This is a genomic window from Bacillus basilensis (genome assembly GCF_050630465.1).
Lineage (GTDB): Bacteria > Bacillota > Bacilli > Bacillales > Bacillaceae_G > Bacillus_A > Bacillus_A basilensis.
Map to the genome: position 1 here is coordinate 1 of NZ_JBNTQO010000032.1, position 17,133 is coordinate 17,133.

Genomic DNA, 17,133 nt, shown 5'->3' on the forward strand with positions numbered 1-17,133 from the left:
GTATATGTTTTAAAATCCCGATCACTTGGTTCAATATTACTTGCCAAGCAAAGCAGCATCTTTTGTTCTACTAAATTTAAACGTGAGCTTGCCTCAATTAAAGTATTGGATTTCGAAACAATATTATTTTCTTTAATCTGTAACTCTTGTTGTAGGGACATATCTTCTTCCTACCTTTCCTTATTACAATAACTATAACAACTATTTTTATTACATTGCAGTTCGGTTTTCAGAAGTAATTTTGTTATCATTTAAACCATTTTTGTTATACATCAAAAAAATATATAACCAACTAAACATGTAGAAGAAACTTATCCAAAATGGAAAAACAGAGAAATAAGCGGAGTTAAATTTATGGAACTATTAGGACTTAAGAAAAATACTTTTTATAAGATGCTAAAAGAATATGAAGTGAAAAAATTACAACCTAAATAAAGCATATGAGCCGAATATTCCTTAAAGTAGGAAATTCAGCTTATTTTATGTTGAAATTTGCTTAGCATATATTTCGTTAAAATGTGAGCAGTACCCCTAGAAATCCATAACGAATACGGATTAGAATACATCTCTGGATATATAAATTTAATATATCTATAGATTTATAATAAAAAAATGAAGAATCACAATATGCACCTTTACGAATTAAAAATAAGCTCATAGAATTCTATGGGCTTATTTTTTCATTTTAGGGGAGATTTTATTTTGTTAGTTTGATAGTGATATGACGTTACCCCTTTTTAAAGAATCAGAACACATTTTCCAAATCGGGAAGAATCAAAGAAAGAGCGTTGTACAAAATCTACCCCTTTTTCTAGTTGATATTCCTGATCGATGATTATTCTATTTTGTAGCTGAATTGCTTTTTCTAAATCTTCTTTTGACCCTAGGCAATTTCCCAAAATAGAAACATTCTTAATAATAGCCATTTCTAATGCTCCTCTGACCCTAGGCTCCACATCACTTGGTGTTTCATTGGACAATACTGGATGTTGATCTCGTATACCACAAGTAATGTATACCCCACCCGTTTGCAAGTAATATAATGCATAGCCAATGTTCATATCGAAAAACGGATCAAAAATATGTGTAATCTTCTGCTTGACGATATCACTTGATGGACCATTAATAGCGTTACTTACTGATTCCACACGGCTAGGATATATTTTTTGTTTCTCTTCAACACTCCATTCTGACGTTGACAAACAAATTGGAGTGATGCCATAAGAGAGTAACTGTTGAATAATAAACAGTGATGTGCTTGATCGTGCACTAAATACTAACGGATTCCCACCATTCTCAAGTATTCCAGAACGTCTTATCATCGCTGACGCGGTTTGAGATCCCAAAGAAAAACAAGCAGCTTCACTATTACTTAGGCCTTTTGGTATTTTTATAATCTTTTTCTTATGGAGACGCAACCAACCCAACGATGCAAAATTTGTAGCTACACCGGGTAAAACTCCTTTTTTTCCGCTATGAGGGTATGAACAATCAGACATAACACTATCCCCGACTTTAAATTCATGCACGTCCTTTCCGATAGCAACAATATTCGCGCTAAATTCTGAGCCAAAAGGAACAAATAATCGGTCAGAATCCTTGATTGAATTGTAGTTATTAAGCAAAAAGGCTTTATCGCGGTAATTGCATGAAAAAGCTGTTACTCTTACTAATACATATTCACAATTCTTCGGATCTTCAGTATCGAAAAAAGGTTGTTCTAACTCAACTGTTCCAAACAGTATGTCTTCTTGTCCAAACTTAACAATCCCTAGTTCTGTATAATCCATCGAATCCTTCTTACGCGGATTAATTGCCACTAATGAACGCACTCTATTCCCTCCTTAGATATATTATTTCGTTGATATGAAACAGAGCTTAGGTTAAGTGGCAACCAAGCAGAGTCACCATTGTTGTACATCTTTAACAGGAGAGCAGAATCAGCTACTCCACTCCAACCGAGAAAGTATCCCAAAAGGTAGTCTCTATTCTTTTCTCCAGTATAAAATCCATGATTATTAGCTAAATCCAATACAGTTTCCCAATACTGATTTGCAAGGGATAGATACCAATTATCCCCAGAAGCTTCATATGTAAATAGTAGAGATTGAAGTACCCCAGCAGCCCCATGACATATAGATAAATCTATAGGTCCATTTTTGGGCAATACGGTTGATTTCTTCGCTAATTCATAGAAATCCAATGGTTCGTTTAATGCTCTTGCCATTTCAGCTAGAACCATTAACAAGCCAGAATTTCCGTTACACCAACCTGCAGAATTAACAATATTCGGGAATGATATTTGTGAAGCTTTTTTAAAAAGATACTTACATTTTTCAGTATTTTTTAAAGCATAAGATAATCTAAATTGTGCCCATATAACTCCTAAATTACCATGTGCTATTCCATCACTAGATAACATATTCGATGGGCTTTCATCGCAAATTTTTTGTTCTAAATTTTTTAGAATCTGATTTGGTGTTTCCGAAAATGATGCTAACATGAGACCTATACCTACTGGACCAATAAATACATCACCACGCGGAATATTCTCTGATTGAATTTGAGAAACAATTTGTTCTATTTCTTTTACTCTATTCGTATTATGTTTAAATATAAAATCCAAGGAACTAGATCCTGAAACTATTGATGTTGGTTCAGATTCTAATTGTGAAGAAAATACACTACGAAGAGATTTTAAACCTCGTTTAGCCTGATTAAAAAGGTTAGTGTACTCGGAACGATTTGCTGTGTTTTTATCTTCTGTCAGGTGCTCCAAGAGAAATAGAATACCCCCAGTATCATGAAGCGAAATAAGAGTACTAGATTGATAGGATACAGGGATATTTCCATATACTCCTCCAATCCATCCAGTTTCAGCATCATCTGTTTTGGTAGTAATTGACAATGAACTTATTAATTCAATCAAAGGATTAGGATTATCTTTTGTCACCTTTCGCAAGACATTTGAAAAGAGAGGGGATTGATATCCCAAATCGTCTACTTTTTTATGCTCTGCTTCATGTATTCTAATCTCAGAGTATCCTTCTGCAATTAAGCGCTTATCATGTAATAGCCGCTTTTGTGAAAGGTCCTTTAACTTTTCCATTGCATGATTTGCCGGTGATACATCAAATATCTCATTTGAAATAAAGTCCCCTGAATATAGACGTTTACCATTTGCTTTCATGGAAAAGTGTGGAATATCCCCATTTTTTATAGAACGAATTTCTTCTTCTAACGTATTCTTAGCTATTTCAGAATCTCTAATTAACTTAGGAGGTTTTAGATATTTTAGCACTTGATTTATTGTGTTATCATCAACTAAATTTTCTGGAAATAGGCATGCATCAAGCATAAAGTAATACTGAACTGTAGGCCTTATAACTAATCTGATTAAACATTGAATATCAGTTAATATAGAATAAATTTGCTCTCGTTTGTCTAATATTTTTTCATACCCATCTGAGTAACCCTTGAGAAAATCTTCTTGAAATGGAAGCGGATCGGGTGCTTGATTGCCAGGTAACATGATTGGTACCGTTGTTCGAGTAACAGTAACCTTTTCCTTGGCCAAATCTATAGCGTCTGTCCCTGGATTTTTCAATGAAAAAACCATTTCATTAGTTGTTTGTGGATAGGGTGTATTAATAGCGCCAATCAATATCTCATGCGGAATTGTCAATTGTTTAGCTGGAATTATTGACGTATTAGCAATCGAATGAGCAATTCTTTCCCCCATTAATTCGTGGAGGTTATTACCTGTATGACTGTATGTCGGTTGTAGACTGGTTTCTAAATCTATAACATAAGGGAAGATCCCATTAAAAATAATATTTTCATCATGTAAATCTGTTGCTCCAAGACAGCTAAACACCGCCGCACATAAACCAAGATTATAATAAGCACTTCCAATCTCTGATTGGCTTATAGGTGTATGCTGCACAAACTCTTGCCAACCGTATTTCCCCCTATTAACCGTTCGAGGAACTGGTGAATAGTCCTGTAAAGTATCAAATTTCAGAGTGTCAGAAAAAAGCTTATCTATTAAAACATCAATCTCTAAAGAGCGAGGCTTATATAGAATCTTTTTTGACGATTCAAATTCCAAACAAAGGACAACTTTTGAACCGTTGTGAGGATCGGAGTCAAGAGGCTTGATAGCTTGTAATCTTGCTCCTCTACTAATTAAACCTCTTGATACAAGTAAAGTGGCATCACTGCTAAAATTAGCGCACATATCTTCGATGAAAGAACAAGTATTATTCGTTGCTTGTGTAACCATTTTTCTTAAAACATCATATTTTGTAAACCAACTGCTTATGAGTTGCTTATCGATTGAGCTGACATATTGATCAAATATTTTTGATGATAAAGGATCAGCAGGATAAGATAAACTTTCTCGATATTCGTGAAATTCATATATAAAAGTTTTATGACACAGTCTCCACACATGATATTCCAATAATGCATGTAAACAGTTCATAGATGCTATTTCAGCATTTGATACAACTTCTTGCTGAGAAAGAAGTTCTTTTATCTTATAATTAGTATGTTGTATTTCATCCGAAAAGAAACTCTCCACAGCATGTACTAGTTTATCTGCTACTTGTTGCATATTCACTTCTCCTTTCAAGCTCTGCACCAAACAATTTTGCATATAATCCATCTTTATTAATTAATTCCTCATGAGATCCACTTTGTACGATGCATCCATTTTCAAGAACAAAAATACGATCAGCATTTAGAATAGTCGCAAACCGATGTGCTATAACAACTTTTGTACACTTAAGTTTTGATAATGTATCATAAACAAATGATTGTGAAATATTATCAAGTGATGAAGTTGCTTCATCCATTATCAGTAATTTGGGTGTTTGAAGTAAAACCCTCGCTATATGAATACGTTGTCTCTGTCCTCCAGATAGGTTTGCTCCCGTTTCTGATATGACTGTATTGTACCCCATAGGGAATTTATTAATGAAATCCAAAAACTCTAATGAATTACAAAACTCTATTATTTCTGCTTCTGTTAGCTTAGTGCCAAGTTTGAGATTTTCTATTATAGTTCGATTGTGCAAGTGTGCTTCTTGGGGAATATAGCTAATTGAGTCTCTTAATGCATCAAGATTATATTCATGATACTCAATTCCCCCAAAATACATAGAACCGCTAGTAGGTTCAAATAAACTACTTATTACCTTCCCAAGCGTAGTCTTCCCGGATCCGGATACCCCAACAATAGCAATCGTTTCTCCATCAGAAATGTCCATATTAATGTTTTTAATGGACGGAATACCATCGGAAGTATAACTAAAATTAAGATTTTTAATAGATATTGATCCTGTAGGCATTCCCTTTGAATCTTTACGAGAGTATTCTATAGGATATTCAAATATATCCTCAGCTAACACAATATATCGAGCTGCTACCACAACTTCTGATACAACTGTAAATATTGAATTCACATAAACGAATAATAATGACACAATTGACTGAATCGCAATTGCTTGCCCGAGTGTTACGAGGCCTGATTCTGCCATATATAAACTTGTAACAAGAATAATCAAAGGAGCAAATACTTGTATTCCGGCTAATATCGATCCTATTATTCCTTGTTGGATACGCATTCTGTGGCTTGTTGCATTTAAGAATTTTTTGAAACGCTGTTCCCAGTCATTGATATAGGACTGGACATAGCCTCCTAGTTTCACGCTATTTATGGAAACCACCGCATCTAACTGTATACTTTGTGCGTTAGTTGCCTCATGTAGTTCTTTATCTGTTGCAGAACTCACGTAAGATTGGCCAATAATTAATAAAGCAAAAGCTGATAAAATGAACAACAGTATCATTATTCCGAGTAATGGAGATATCCAAAAAACATAGCCTAAAATTGCTACACCGCTTATAAAATCAAGACATGTCTGTACTAATGTTGTTCCCAAAACACCCTGTATTCGTGTAAGGGAGTTAAGCCGATAAATAATTTCACCTGGCGCCCTTACTGTAAAATACTTTGCTGGGAGTGATAAAAGACGTGTAAAAGCACCACTCACAAGATACCAGCTAAAACGATAAATTATCTTTATTGAGAAGAAGGTTCTGAGAAAATTTAGCGATATCATGATAATTAATGCTATGATCAGAGATCCGAGTATTGAAGCAAAGGAACTAGCATCACCAAGCCCATTGTCAATTAATTGCTGTGTAAATATGGGAATTGCTAATGTCATTCCAACTAAAACAATACTTATTAAAGCTATTTTTAAATATAAACCTACCATATTAGATGGCCAAATATACGTTTTTTGCCACATAGAAAGCTTGCTAACGCTGCGTCTCTTGAAATTTATTCCAGGTTGAGCAACTAGTATATACCCATCTGAGTTTTCCGAAAAATCTGATGGTGATATTGTTATCCGACCTATCGAAGGGTCCATGATTATTACTTCATGTTCATTATATGATTCAACACAAACAAAGTGAGAGCCTTTCCAAAAAACTATGATTGGAAAGTCTATTACTGTAAGTGCCCTCGTGTCTTTTATTCGATAAGTTTTTGCATCCATCCCAAAATGAGAGAGCAAACCCTTTAGTTGTTGCAATCCTAAACCGTCTCTACCTGGCTCTTTAACTTGTCTGAGCTCTGTCATCGAAATTTGGTAATCATAAGCCTCCAGAATTGTTCTAACACAACATAGCCCACATTCTGATTGTGTTAATTGTAAAGTTGGTTTGAGTTTTCTTTTTTTAATTTTAGAAAGTATTTTCATGTTAATAATCAAACGTTAAAGGGGAAGTCTTAATATTAGGATCAAGAGATTTGCAAAGGTGCAATAGCGCACCAGCTTGACCCGCCATCAATCCTGGGCTTAGAGGATATCGGCCTTTCCCATTTTTATAGTAACTAAAAATATATTCTGGAGAGCAGAAAGTTGTTTGCATTTCTAGAAGAATATCAGATGTTTCTTCTGGGAATGATTCACTCACATACTGAAGCGCTTCTACTATTCCCAGGCTTCCGTGACAAAGTACCGGAACCCGTGAGATAGGGATCCTTTTTAGCTGATTAATTATATTTAGCACTGATTCTTTAGGCAAAATGTTTGATTTGTATGCTTCGTAATAGGCTATTAATAGTCCTGCTAAACCATTGCACCAAGATGATGATACATTCGTACCTCCGCCATCTATATATGTCTCTATGATTCCATCATTATTTGTGTATTTATTACAGATAATCGAATCAATATCTTCAACTACTCTTTTTACCGCGCTATTTTCTTGTTTTTGATTGACCAAAGCAAAAAACCAAAGTAATTGACCATATCCATGAGTCAATCCTGAAGTTATTTTTGTATCATTTGCATTTATTCTTGAATATGCCAATGATAAAATTTTATTAATAATATCATCACTTAATTTAAAATCTTTTTGCGTTCGGTATCTCATAATAATCGAACTGCTTTTCCCCGTAATCATATCGAAAAAATTATTATCTTGTGATTCCAAAGAATGATGCAATATTGGCCAAGAATTAACAGCTATGTCTTTCCATCTTTTGTTTCCAACGATATCCCCTGCCGCATATAATGTCCACAGTAGACCTGAAACTCCAGAAAATCCACCAATTCCAGAAAGAAGGACATTTCTAAGTTCGAAACTTCTTTCCTCTAGAATTTTCGCTGATTTTTCAAAAACCTCATAAGAGGCTTTTATTGCCATATCGTCCGATAAAAGTTTACCGGCCACTGCTAATGCAAGTGCTGGGCCAACTCTTCCACTATATAAATCGTATCCTAAAACTCCTGGCGTCCAACCTTGAGTCCCATTTTTGGCAACAGGACCAATCCAAGTTTTAGGTAAATGTTCATAGCGATCATCCAAAAGTGACTCAGTTAATGATTTGGAAAACCATGAAATTATTTCCCTATGCTTTAAAGTATTGTTATCTTTGGCTATATTCATTCTTTCAAATGTAGGTCTGTCTTCCTCGATAGATTCTGATTCCTCTAATTTCAATTTTCCATCAGCATGTGGATCTGCTAACTTAGCAACAAAAGCTAATCGTATTAGATTGATTTGTTTAGTCAAGTCTGTTTTTGTAAGATTTTTCATCTTCAAAATAAATTGTGATTCGGGACTTGTTGAAATAGAAGACACAACTTCATTTCCATATAAAACGTCTGTTCCTTTAAAATTGACGGAAAAGTACGGTATATCCCCATTCCAAAGTTGTTCGCATTCAGATAGAACCAAATTGACATCACTTGACATACTCAGTATCCCCATGCGTGACAATAAAGTATGCGCCGTATCTATATTCCTCGATGGTTCAGCATCTGTTAAGATACGTAATAGTTGTGAATATCTATATGTCATGTTATGTATATAGCGGAATTTAGCATTACTAAATGACTTTATAACTGCATCAACAAACAAGTTTTTTTGATGCAATATTTGCATGAAAAATTCAGTGAAACCATCAATAACTTGGTCACATCTTTTATGTATTAACGATTCTAAATTCGGATCATTCGATAAAGACATGTCTATACTTTGACGCTTCCAGACAACTTTTATGTCTGAAGAAAAACCATCTTTTATTTCGAAGACTTTAAAAGGACTTACACTATTCTGATTACGAATACCAGTGAATCCGACATCAACTGAATCATTACTTGTTTTTTTACCTAATGATATTGGAAGTACACCTGTACCATATACTGATTTCTCCATTGCATAGTACGCGCTTCTTTTAGACTCAGGAATTCCAGTTCTAATGCGAGATGGATGAAACAGAGTTTCCAAATCTATTGGAAGTGGCCCCTCATTTGTCCATAATATGTTACTATAATGCATATCTGAAGCATTTAACAAAAACATTAGACATGCTAATCTGCCTGCTTGAACCATATCATTCTTTTCTTCATTAGTTTCTACAAACGATGTAAAACCATAATTACCAAAATCAATAACAGTCAGAGAAGGCATCTTTGGAGTAATAAATTTATTAATCTCTCGAATAAAATTTGTATATCCAAGCTCTCCAGAGACTGAACGTGGTTTAAAAACAAGCTTTTCTCCTTGTTCAAAGGTAATAATCGCTACTGAAGACCCATTATTATGTGTGTCTCCTCCTGATTCTACAGAAACAATACGACTAGTGCACGGAATGTTGAATTCTTCCTCTATTTTCAAACGATGTTTTTGAGTCAACTGAATAGTCTCTTTGATTGCAATTGCTCTATTTTTTAATAAATTATTACATCTTCCCCACACAACTGAGTAAATATTCGCAAATTCTTTAAACTGTGTATCCATTAATTTTTGATTATAGTAATCATAAATATCTTTTGAATTCATAGACTGCTTAGGTAATGTTTTAATCTGTTCAGCAAAACATCTTATTAAATATGAAAACGCTACCTGTGAGAATAGCTCACAGATAACGTTTTTGAAAGATTCCGGATACAGAAGATACTTGTCCATCTTCGGGTCCCATACTTTCTCCCAGATGTTTCTCGCAATCATCCTACAAGGGTTATGATAAGGATATAATTCCTGGTTCTTAAAGGATTTCACATTATTAAAATTATTTGTAGGGTGCACAGATAAATCATCAATATAATGGAGAAGTGGTGCAATATGTTCATCGAAATCCGACTGTTCAAGTTCCGGATAAAACTGTTTCCTATAAGTAACCATAAATTTTCTATCTCTCCTTTAGCAAGCGCGTGTACAAGCAGTAGACGGACAAGTATTACTTGAAATATATCCCGAAACTGCCGTAAGAGCACCTGAAACTGCACCTGTAGCTAATACTGTTGGTGAAATCCCGCCAGCAACCTCATCCTCAGTTAATGCAATCATATCTGATTCCAAATATTTTCCAAGTTCTAATTTGTTTTTTAAACTATTATTAGTATTAGATTTATTATTGTTCATTTCCATCGCTCCATTTTATAAATTATTTTTTAACTATTATTCCATAGAAGTATGTCTAAATTATTTACACCATGACATGCATTCATGAGAAAGTGAACACCACGACCCATCATTTCCCCAGTAATCACTAAGAGAAAATGTATTAGTAGTGCATGCTCCAAATACATCATCATCAAATTCTTGATCTACAACTTCTTCTAACCAAGTAACTTGTGCAAGTTGCACCTCTTTACTAATTTCATTCTTCATATTCTTCCACCTCCTTGAAAAAAAAACATTTTTTTGAAGTATTACAATTTATAGATTAATATAATAATATATATTTAAGCAAGTAAAATCGTTAAAGATTTACAAATTTTTATTTTTTATATAAAAATATCCTTATTTTATAAAAGTTTACTTTACTTTTATAAAATGGTAATTTACACTCTTTTTAAGAGGTGAGGATTATGAAGAAAGACTTTGGCGATTCGATATCAAATAAAGTCTATGAATATCGAGTGCTTGCCAGAATGTCTCAGCAAGAGTTGGCAGAGCAAGTTGGTGTTTCTAAACAAACAATTTTCGTAATGGAAAAAGGAAATTATGCGCCTACGTTACTACTAGCTTTTCGTATTGCCGATTTTTATAAAGTTGATGTCAGTGATATTTTTACTTATTTGAAAGGAAATGATCCAAATGAAAATTGAATCTAGCTCAGAAATATCGAATTCAATCTTTTATCCTTTAAAAATCTGGGCGGAAAAATCAAATGGTAATTGGAATATGCTTATTGGTAGCGGTTTGCTATTGATTTTAGTTGGGGTGATACTGGTATTCGTATATCTAATAAAAATAGGTAAAGGTGACGAAAGAACAAATCAAATATATTTACAAAGTACCCTCATAATGTTAGGTGGAGTAATTCTGTGCGACTTGGTTTTCCCGAAAGAATATATGTGGCAAGTTTTCTTCTTATTCAAATATTCTCTAGCATTCCTCGCTGCAGGAATATATCTAGCTGTTCGATATAAAAGAGATTTTTTTAACTAAAAAAACAAACAGGAGGATATTGGAAAATGCATGTTAATTCAATTACTAAGAAATATGGTAGCTTTGTAGCTTTAAAAGAAATATCTATTGATTTCAAACAAGGGGAAATCATTGGTTTAGTAGGAAGCAATGGTGCTGGAAAAAGTACGCTTATGAAGATCATTACTCAAACAATTCAGACATTCGATGGATCTGTTGAAGGCAATAATTATGTCGGATACTTGATTGAGGAACCCAAACTATTCAGTAATAAGACTGGATTAGATCATTTGTCCTATTTCTCAGAAATATATGGAAATACATTCAAACTTAGTGAATACGAGGAACTTCTAAAAAGTCTACAATTATTTGATGTATTGAATAAAAAAGTGAAGGAATACTCTTTGGGAATGAAGCAGAAATTAGGAATTGTTATAAGTCTATTGAATAATCCAAGTTACGTTGTATTGGATGAACCAACAAACAGCATGGATATAGAAACATCCCTCGAAGTACTGCAGCAATTGAGAAAAATGGCTAATGAGTGGAATATTGGTATCTTGATTTCCAGCCATAAGCTAGAAGATATTGAAACTATATGTGATCGAGTCTTGTTTTTAGAAAAAGGCACTATTCTTGACGAACAACAAGTTAGTAACAAGAGTCTGCATATTTTGAAATTAGTTTTTGATAATACCGCTGAATTAGCAACATTTATCGAGCATCAAGAGTTCGGGAGTATCATCCATTCAAGTGAAAGAACAGTTAAAATTGAAACGACAGTATCTAATTCCGAGGTTTTCCAGTTTTTAAATCAATTAGGAATAAAGTTAATTGATTTTACTGCTGAAAAGAAAACGCTTCGTAATGTTTATATGACCAAAATCAGAGGTGAATATCATGAGACTAAATATTAAAAATTATGCTAGTTACAATTTAAAAGAACTATTTAAAAAAGGCCATTTGGCTGTGGGATTGTTGGCAGCCTTAGGGCCAGCACTACTCGTGAGTTATTTTATCCTAAAAGGAAATACATCGTTTTACATTAAACATGTCTCAAATTTTTATTGTATGTTGGGAATGCTCGCGGCGGTATTACACCCACTTTACTTTGTTAACAGAGATTACTCATCTAAGACAATCTCGTTGATCAACAACTCAAAACAAAACAGAAAAAACTATGTACTAGGTAATATCGTTATCGCACTATTTGTGAGTTTACTCTATTCAGCAATGGGAATAGTTTTACTTCTAGTTACAAAACAACTTGGAGTGTCTGGAGAATTGCAGGCTTCCTTTCTTCTAGGGTTCTTTGTTAATGTCTTGCTTCTAGTGTTAACTTTTTTCTTGTTCGGATATCTTTTATTATTATATGGTGTTCGGAGTGGTGCAGTTTATGGAATCTTGACAGCTTTATTACTTTTCGTTCATAATATTTTGTCAAATCTGTTGATGAGTAGTCATAACAAATTTCTTTCAGGCTTAATCGAAAATTTTCCTGGTTACTTTTATCCAGTTATGGTTGGCTCAAACCCACTTTCCACTCAACAGTACCTTGTTGGTTGCTTAACCTTAATCGTACTTTTTGTACTTGTTCTTAAAAAGAGCGAAAAGATTGAAATATAGGAAGGTTTTATTGGATTTTATTACGCGTTGTATATGATAGATTCCTGTATATAACTAAAATTAGACATTATCATAAAATGTTATATTTTTATATATTATATCAATTTCAATATAATATAGTAATAATTACATAAAGAGGTGTTTTATGCCATTTCCAGGAGTTATTAAAAAAGCTTGGGATTATTTACTTAATAGATAATATTAAGCAATATTTCTTCATTAAAATACAAGAAAGGGTATGCAAAAACAAGCATACCCTTTTATAAATTGTATATACCAATTAAACTCATTGTTATGCAACTAGCTGAAGTATAAAAGTTACGGAGATCTACACTTAAATTAATCACTCCTTTTTTATCATAAAAGGAGTGTTGTGTTAATGAAGCAACAATATGTAATTGAGATTGAATCTGGTTACGATAGTAAAGATGGTCCTACTAACCTTTCAAACGTCTCCTCTTAAGTAAACGGGGGGACATTTTAACTGAAATTAAAAATCGCATTATTTTAAAATTTCAGATATATTAAGATAGACTAAAAACAAAGATAAATAGTAGCCAAGACTATCAAAGAAATATCTTGTTTAAATTACTTTCCTTTAATTATCCCATTTATGATTCCCTTTATAAAATTTCTTAACACTCAGTTTACAAGGGGTTTTACAGTAGAATTCTATTTCCATATATTCTAAGTTTTCTTCGCCGAAGTCTTAAAATAATAAAAGACCTCCTATCTTTTTTTCTCAATTGAAGGAGTTGCAATAAATGAGTTAATTTTCTATTTTTTTATAAAAAACAAAAAGAAACATTTACATTTATATCTATATATGTTAATTTATAGAAAGTCGTGATAATAAAAATCAGAGGAGATGTTGTAATTGAATGATAGACTTAAGAAATTAATTATATCGGGTACCCTAGCTGGAATCGTATTTAGTATTACAAATGTAGCTTCTGCAAATTCAGCAGATATATCAGAAGAAACAACATATACAAATGCGATGAGTAGTGATTATACTAAAGATAATTTAACTTTTTCTACTGCTAATGGAGAAATTATAAAAATTGGCCATCTACAATCAATTAATCCTACAAAAAATAATTTTTATTTTTTTTCAAATAAGAAAGATTCATTACCTAATTTTAAAAAGGTGAAAAATGGAGTTGAACAATCTATAAAAATCGATCCTACAAAAAATAATGGAAAATATAAAGTTCCATTCGATTTCGAAAACGGCGAATCGATAAAGGTAGAGGAAGATGGTTCTGCAGTTATTTACAATAAAAATAAAGAATCAATTGCCGTTGTTATGCCCACTGAGGCTAAATCTCAATCTGGAGAAATTTTAGAAGTACATACTACACTTAAAAACGAGAACACCTTAGAGTATTATGTAAATATTAAAGAAGAAGTTAATCCCATAACAATTAAGAACACAGCCACATCATATGCTTTCTCACAATATTTTTCTAGTGGTGACTGGATTACAAGAGATGGTATGGTTTCTTTAAGCTTAGAACCCACAAGTGTATTAACAAAATTAATTGTAAACCGCGCAATTCGAACAGACAGTTGGAATAAAGTTAAGGATACTTTCTCGATGGATAATCAATGGGGAAATACAAGCTCTATGCAAAATCAATATTTATGTCATTATGATTTTGCAAAATCATTTAAGACACCATGGAACTTAGAACCGCATCGTCCAGATGTCGGCTATTTGAAGACTGTTGCTGCTACATGTAATCCATAATAAACCCATAACTATCTAGTAGATTAACTATCTAGTAGGGGTCACCATACAAAAAGCTTTCCAAGTTACATAACTGGAAAGCTTTTTTTGTGGGAAACAAGTATACAATCCAGAAAAGTCGAGGCCTGATATTCTTTTTAAGAAGGAAATGAAGGGATTTATTATCATCTACAGTGATATTGTTCAAATTCAACTAATTGAAAAAAGTATATGAAATTGCAAATTTTATATAAAAAAGAGGATTCCCCGCGTTTGGATACTTAAACCGCTTGAATAAATACTTACTTTTTCACATTCCTTATCTGCCTTTCTTTTTCTTACTTAGTCATTGTTACTTCAAGTAGATTTCGCCCCACGTTTGCTGAAGTTACGAAAACCAAGCTAAAGTAGGAAGCGTGGTGAGTCAACGTACAAGATACTTATGTTTTCACCTTAGGGACTACGGACAGAGCCTGATAAGATAACCGGTGGATACATCGGTGTTCGCAGGAATCTCCCACTTCAAACAGTCCGTAAGGACGGTTCAAACTGTTAAATATAAATAATCATCTATTTGTTCACTACCTATAAGTCCTAGAAAAGAGCCTGAATCTGGCCAAGGAATTTCACGCATGTGCCCTCACCCCTCTTCATTTACTATATCAATGTAGGGACTAACAGGGGATTCTCAAAAGTTTGTAAGAAACATTTTAGGATGAATATTTGATTCCACTTTATTTTAACGGATTCCCCGAAAGAATTCTCCTTCCTCAAGCGTGTGAAGGGCGTATCCCAACGGTAGGTGGGAGATGAATTTCGGTTTGGCATAGCCAAAAACGTTTGATAAACTAGCCATATGAAGTTCTTTGATAACTTGATATAGGAGGTTGCAGGAAGAAAATAGAGTGCGAAAACCAAGCTATTCGGTTCCTGCGTAAAATATCAACCGTACCCAGAGAGCATCCAATCGTTGGACATCTAGGGGTGGAACACCCCGACGTAACGCTCAAGGAGACGAAAGGTTGCTTTCGTCTTGGAACTGAGAAGCTCCCACTTCAAGTTTTGCTAAGTGGCGAGTAGTTCACATCTACATTAATTGTTCTTTTTATCTACAATTTCAACACTCATTGAACTAAACCATATATGACCAGTACCTTTTAAAGACACTCCTACTGATAATGTTTCTATATTTTTAGGTACATCTAAAATTACAAAATATTCTTTCCACGAATTTTCCACACTTAAGGAATTAGAATTTATATGATAAACCTCCCAGATATCTTTTTCCTGTTGCTCAGCCCTAATCCATAAACCGGCATATTCTTTAACTGACTTTGTCATTATCATCCCTGAAAATTTAACCCTTTCACCTACATATAGATGTTTATCCAAAAAACAGTATGATGTACCATATCCTTCGTGATTTTCTAAAGAATACAAGTTTTTTGAAACTTCATTTGTATATTTCACATTAATATCATTATATAAAATATAATTACCCGGATTCCGTCCACCTAACATCCATTCTGTTACTTTACTAGTCTTCATTATTATACCGCCTATTCATTTATTTAATTTCATTAATCAACTTAACCTAATTTGAATTATACTCATAACTACTATGTTTTTTTTGATAATTTTTGCTAAATGCCATCACAACCAACAACTTCTATATTTAAGCATAACAGTCGTTGATTTATTAATAACAAATAAGCCCCAAAAGATTATCTGGGACTTCCTTTTCTTCTATTCTTTTTTATGTATTCATAAATACTATCCATAACAAATTCTTCGTTTTTCTTCCAACACTCTTCCGCTTCCTCTAATGTACAAATTTTTATTAACTCATTAATAGCAGTATCTTTTACTAAGAATGTAGCTACAGTACCTGTAGATTTTGAGTGTTTGGCTATTACTGCATCTATAATATTATCCATTTCCAAAGAAAAATCCCCTTGAATATCTTGTTTTAGCATTGCGGTTTCGGATAGTTCTTTTAATCGGGAATTAAGCATATATTCTACATAACCCATTGGCGAATCTATATCTACACGGAAGCGGATATCATCAATAATTTCTAAAACCAATTCCTCATGTTTTTTCCATTTTTCTAATACTGTAGGATATACTTTCCCTTTACATCGCTCTTCAAAACGTTTAATTTTCTGTTCAAATGTATTTGGTTGCTGAAATTCATCTAATTTTTTTTCAAAATGAGCTAAATCCGTGTCCTTTCTTTTTTGACTACGTATGATAAATCTAATTTTTTGTACCTTCCTACCTAATTTAATTTCTTCAAATTCAAAAGATATATCAGTTTTTTGATTTAATTCTTTTTGGGAAGGTTTCAATACACGCTGTTTAAAATTTGCATAATTAGGATATACATCAATTGCATCTAAGTAATATCTTAGATTCTCAAGGCTAATTGTCCGCTCTTTTATATGTTCATATTGTTTTAATAACTCATAAATTCGGATAGCGTATGTACTTTTTAATTTAACAACATTAGCCAATCTATAACTTGTAAATTTACTACTTAATTCTAATAAGAATGGCTTCAATAATGGATCAAAACGCAGATCAATTGTCCCTTTATTTTTGTTATAGATTGCTGAAGAAAGCCAAGAGACTTGTATTAACTCTTCTCCTATCCTAATTTCAATTACTTTAGACACTAATTCCTTTGTAATTTTACTTAGCTCCGTATATTTCGTTGACCCACTTAGACCAAGTAAATCATGAAATTGTTTAATTGGAAATGTATATGTTTTAAAATCCCGATCACTTGGTTCAATATTACTTGCCAAGCA

Annotated in this window: 14 protein-coding genes and 1 pseudogene; 6 read left to right on the forward strand and 9 right to left on the reverse strand. The window is 33.1% G+C overall.

Annotation, left to right across the window (positions count from 1 at the left end):
- The coding region (locus tag ACQVV1_RS28850; RefSeq protein WP_431169890.1) for a replication initiation protein at nucleotides 1-161 on the reverse strand (161 nt) is incomplete at its 3' end.
- Between the two features lie 139 nt (nucleotides 162-300).
- Between ACQVV1_RS28850 and ACQVV1_RS28855 the strand changes: the two are divergent.
- Nucleotides 301-435: pseudogene (locus tag ACQVV1_RS28855) on the forward strand (recombinase family protein); the annotation flags it as partial.
- A gap of 302 nt (nucleotides 436-737) precedes the next feature.
- Here ACQVV1_RS28855 and ACQVV1_RS28860 read toward each other — a convergent pair.
- From ACQVV1_RS28860 to ACQVV1_RS28885, 6 genes are read right to left on the reverse strand one after another with little or no spacing between them, the layout of a single operon-like run.
- Nucleotides 738-1,832, reverse strand: a complete 1,095-nt coding sequence (locus ACQVV1_RS28860) for an alcohol dehydrogenase catalytic domain-containing protein (protein ID WP_431169883.1) — start codon at nucleotides 1,830-1,832, stop codon at nucleotides 738-740.
- Nucleotides 1,820-4,618: a type 2 lanthipeptide synthetase LanM gene (gene lanM, locus ACQVV1_RS28865; protein WP_431169884.1), complete on the reverse strand. Its 2,799-nt coding sequence runs from the start codon at nucleotides 4,616-4,618 to the stop codon at nucleotides 1,820-1,822. The genes ACQVV1_RS28860 and lanM (ACQVV1_RS28865) overlap by 13 nt, the downstream gene beginning before the upstream one ends.
- The gene (locus ACQVV1_RS28870; RefSeq protein ID WP_086396031.1) at nucleotides 4,599-6,776 is read right to left on the reverse strand and encodes a peptidase domain-containing ABC transporter; all 2,178 of its coding nucleotides are present in this window, start codon (nucleotides 6,774-6,776) and stop codon (nucleotides 4,599-4,601) included. The genes lanM (ACQVV1_RS28865) and ACQVV1_RS28870 overlap by 20 nt, the downstream gene beginning before the upstream one ends.
- 1 nt (nucleotide 6,777) lies before the next feature.
- Nucleotides 6,778-9,711: a type 2 lanthipeptide synthetase LanM gene (gene lanM / locus ACQVV1_RS28875; protein WP_431169885.1), complete on the reverse strand. Its 2,934-nt coding sequence runs from the start codon at nucleotides 9,709-9,711 to the stop codon at nucleotides 6,778-6,780.
- A gap of 18 nt (nucleotides 9,712-9,729) precedes the next feature.
- Nucleotides 9,730-9,951 (reverse strand): class II lanthipeptide, LchA2/BrtA2 family, encoded by a 222-nt coding sequence (locus tag ACQVV1_RS28880; RefSeq protein ID WP_086396029.1) that lies wholly within the window; start codon nucleotides 9,949-9,951, stop codon nucleotides 9,730-9,732.
- Between the two features lie 60 nt (nucleotides 9,952-10,011).
- Complete coding sequence (locus ACQVV1_RS28885) at nucleotides 10,012-10,200, reverse strand: plantaricin C family lantibiotic (protein ID WP_086396028.1); 189 nt, start codon at nucleotides 10,198-10,200, stop codon at nucleotides 10,012-10,014.
- Between the two features lie 200 nt (nucleotides 10,201-10,400).
- Between ACQVV1_RS28885 and ACQVV1_RS28890 the strand changes: the two genes are divergently transcribed.
- The 5 genes from ACQVV1_RS28890 (at nucleotide 10,401) to ACQVV1_RS28910 (ending at nucleotide 14,341) form a co-directional block, all read left to right on the forward strand.
- Nucleotides 10,401-10,640 carry a helix-turn-helix transcriptional regulator gene (locus ACQVV1_RS28890; protein WP_075312773.1) on the forward strand — a complete coding sequence of 80 codons (240 nt, stop codon included), beginning with the start codon at nucleotides 10,401-10,403 and terminating at the stop codon, nucleotides 10,638-10,640.
- Nucleotides 10,630-10,983, forward strand: coding sequence for a DUF2178 domain-containing protein (locus ACQVV1_RS28895; RefSeq protein ID WP_086396027.1), 354 nt, complete (start codon nucleotides 10,630-10,632; stop codon nucleotides 10,981-10,983). The genes ACQVV1_RS28890 and ACQVV1_RS28895 overlap by 11 nt, the downstream gene beginning before the upstream one ends.
- Nucleotides 10,984-11,009: 26 nt before the next feature.
- Nucleotides 11,010-11,879 (forward strand): ABC transporter ATP-binding protein, encoded by an 870-nt coding sequence (locus ACQVV1_RS28900; protein ID WP_431169886.1) that lies wholly within the window; start codon nucleotides 11,010-11,012, stop codon nucleotides 11,877-11,879.
- The gene (locus ACQVV1_RS28905; protein WP_431169887.1) at nucleotides 11,863-12,588 is read left to right on the forward strand and encodes an ABC transporter permease; all 726 of its coding nucleotides are present in this window, start codon (nucleotides 11,863-11,865) and stop codon (nucleotides 12,586-12,588) included. The genes ACQVV1_RS28900 and ACQVV1_RS28905 overlap by 17 nt, the downstream gene beginning before the upstream one ends.
- Before the next feature lie 877 nt (nucleotides 12,589-13,465).
- Nucleotides 13,466-14,341: a DUF2599 domain-containing protein gene (locus ACQVV1_RS28910; RefSeq protein WP_431169888.1), complete on the forward strand. Its 876-nt coding sequence runs from the start codon at nucleotides 13,466-13,468 to the stop codon at nucleotides 14,339-14,341.
- A 1,071-nt stretch (nucleotides 14,342-15,412) separates the two neighbouring features.
- On the opposite strand, the gene ACQVV1_RS28915 is transcribed toward ACQVV1_RS28910, so the two are convergent.
- Complete coding sequence (locus ACQVV1_RS28915; protein ID WP_074569891.1) at nucleotides 15,413-15,868, reverse strand: AraC family transcriptional regulator; 456 nt, start codon at nucleotides 15,866-15,868, stop codon at nucleotides 15,413-15,415.
- 176 nt (nucleotides 15,869-16,044) lie between these two features.
- Nucleotides 16,045-17,133, reverse strand: a 1,089-nt coding sequence (locus ACQVV1_RS28920) for a replication initiation protein (protein ID WP_431169889.1), incomplete at its 5' end; no start/stop codon positions are given.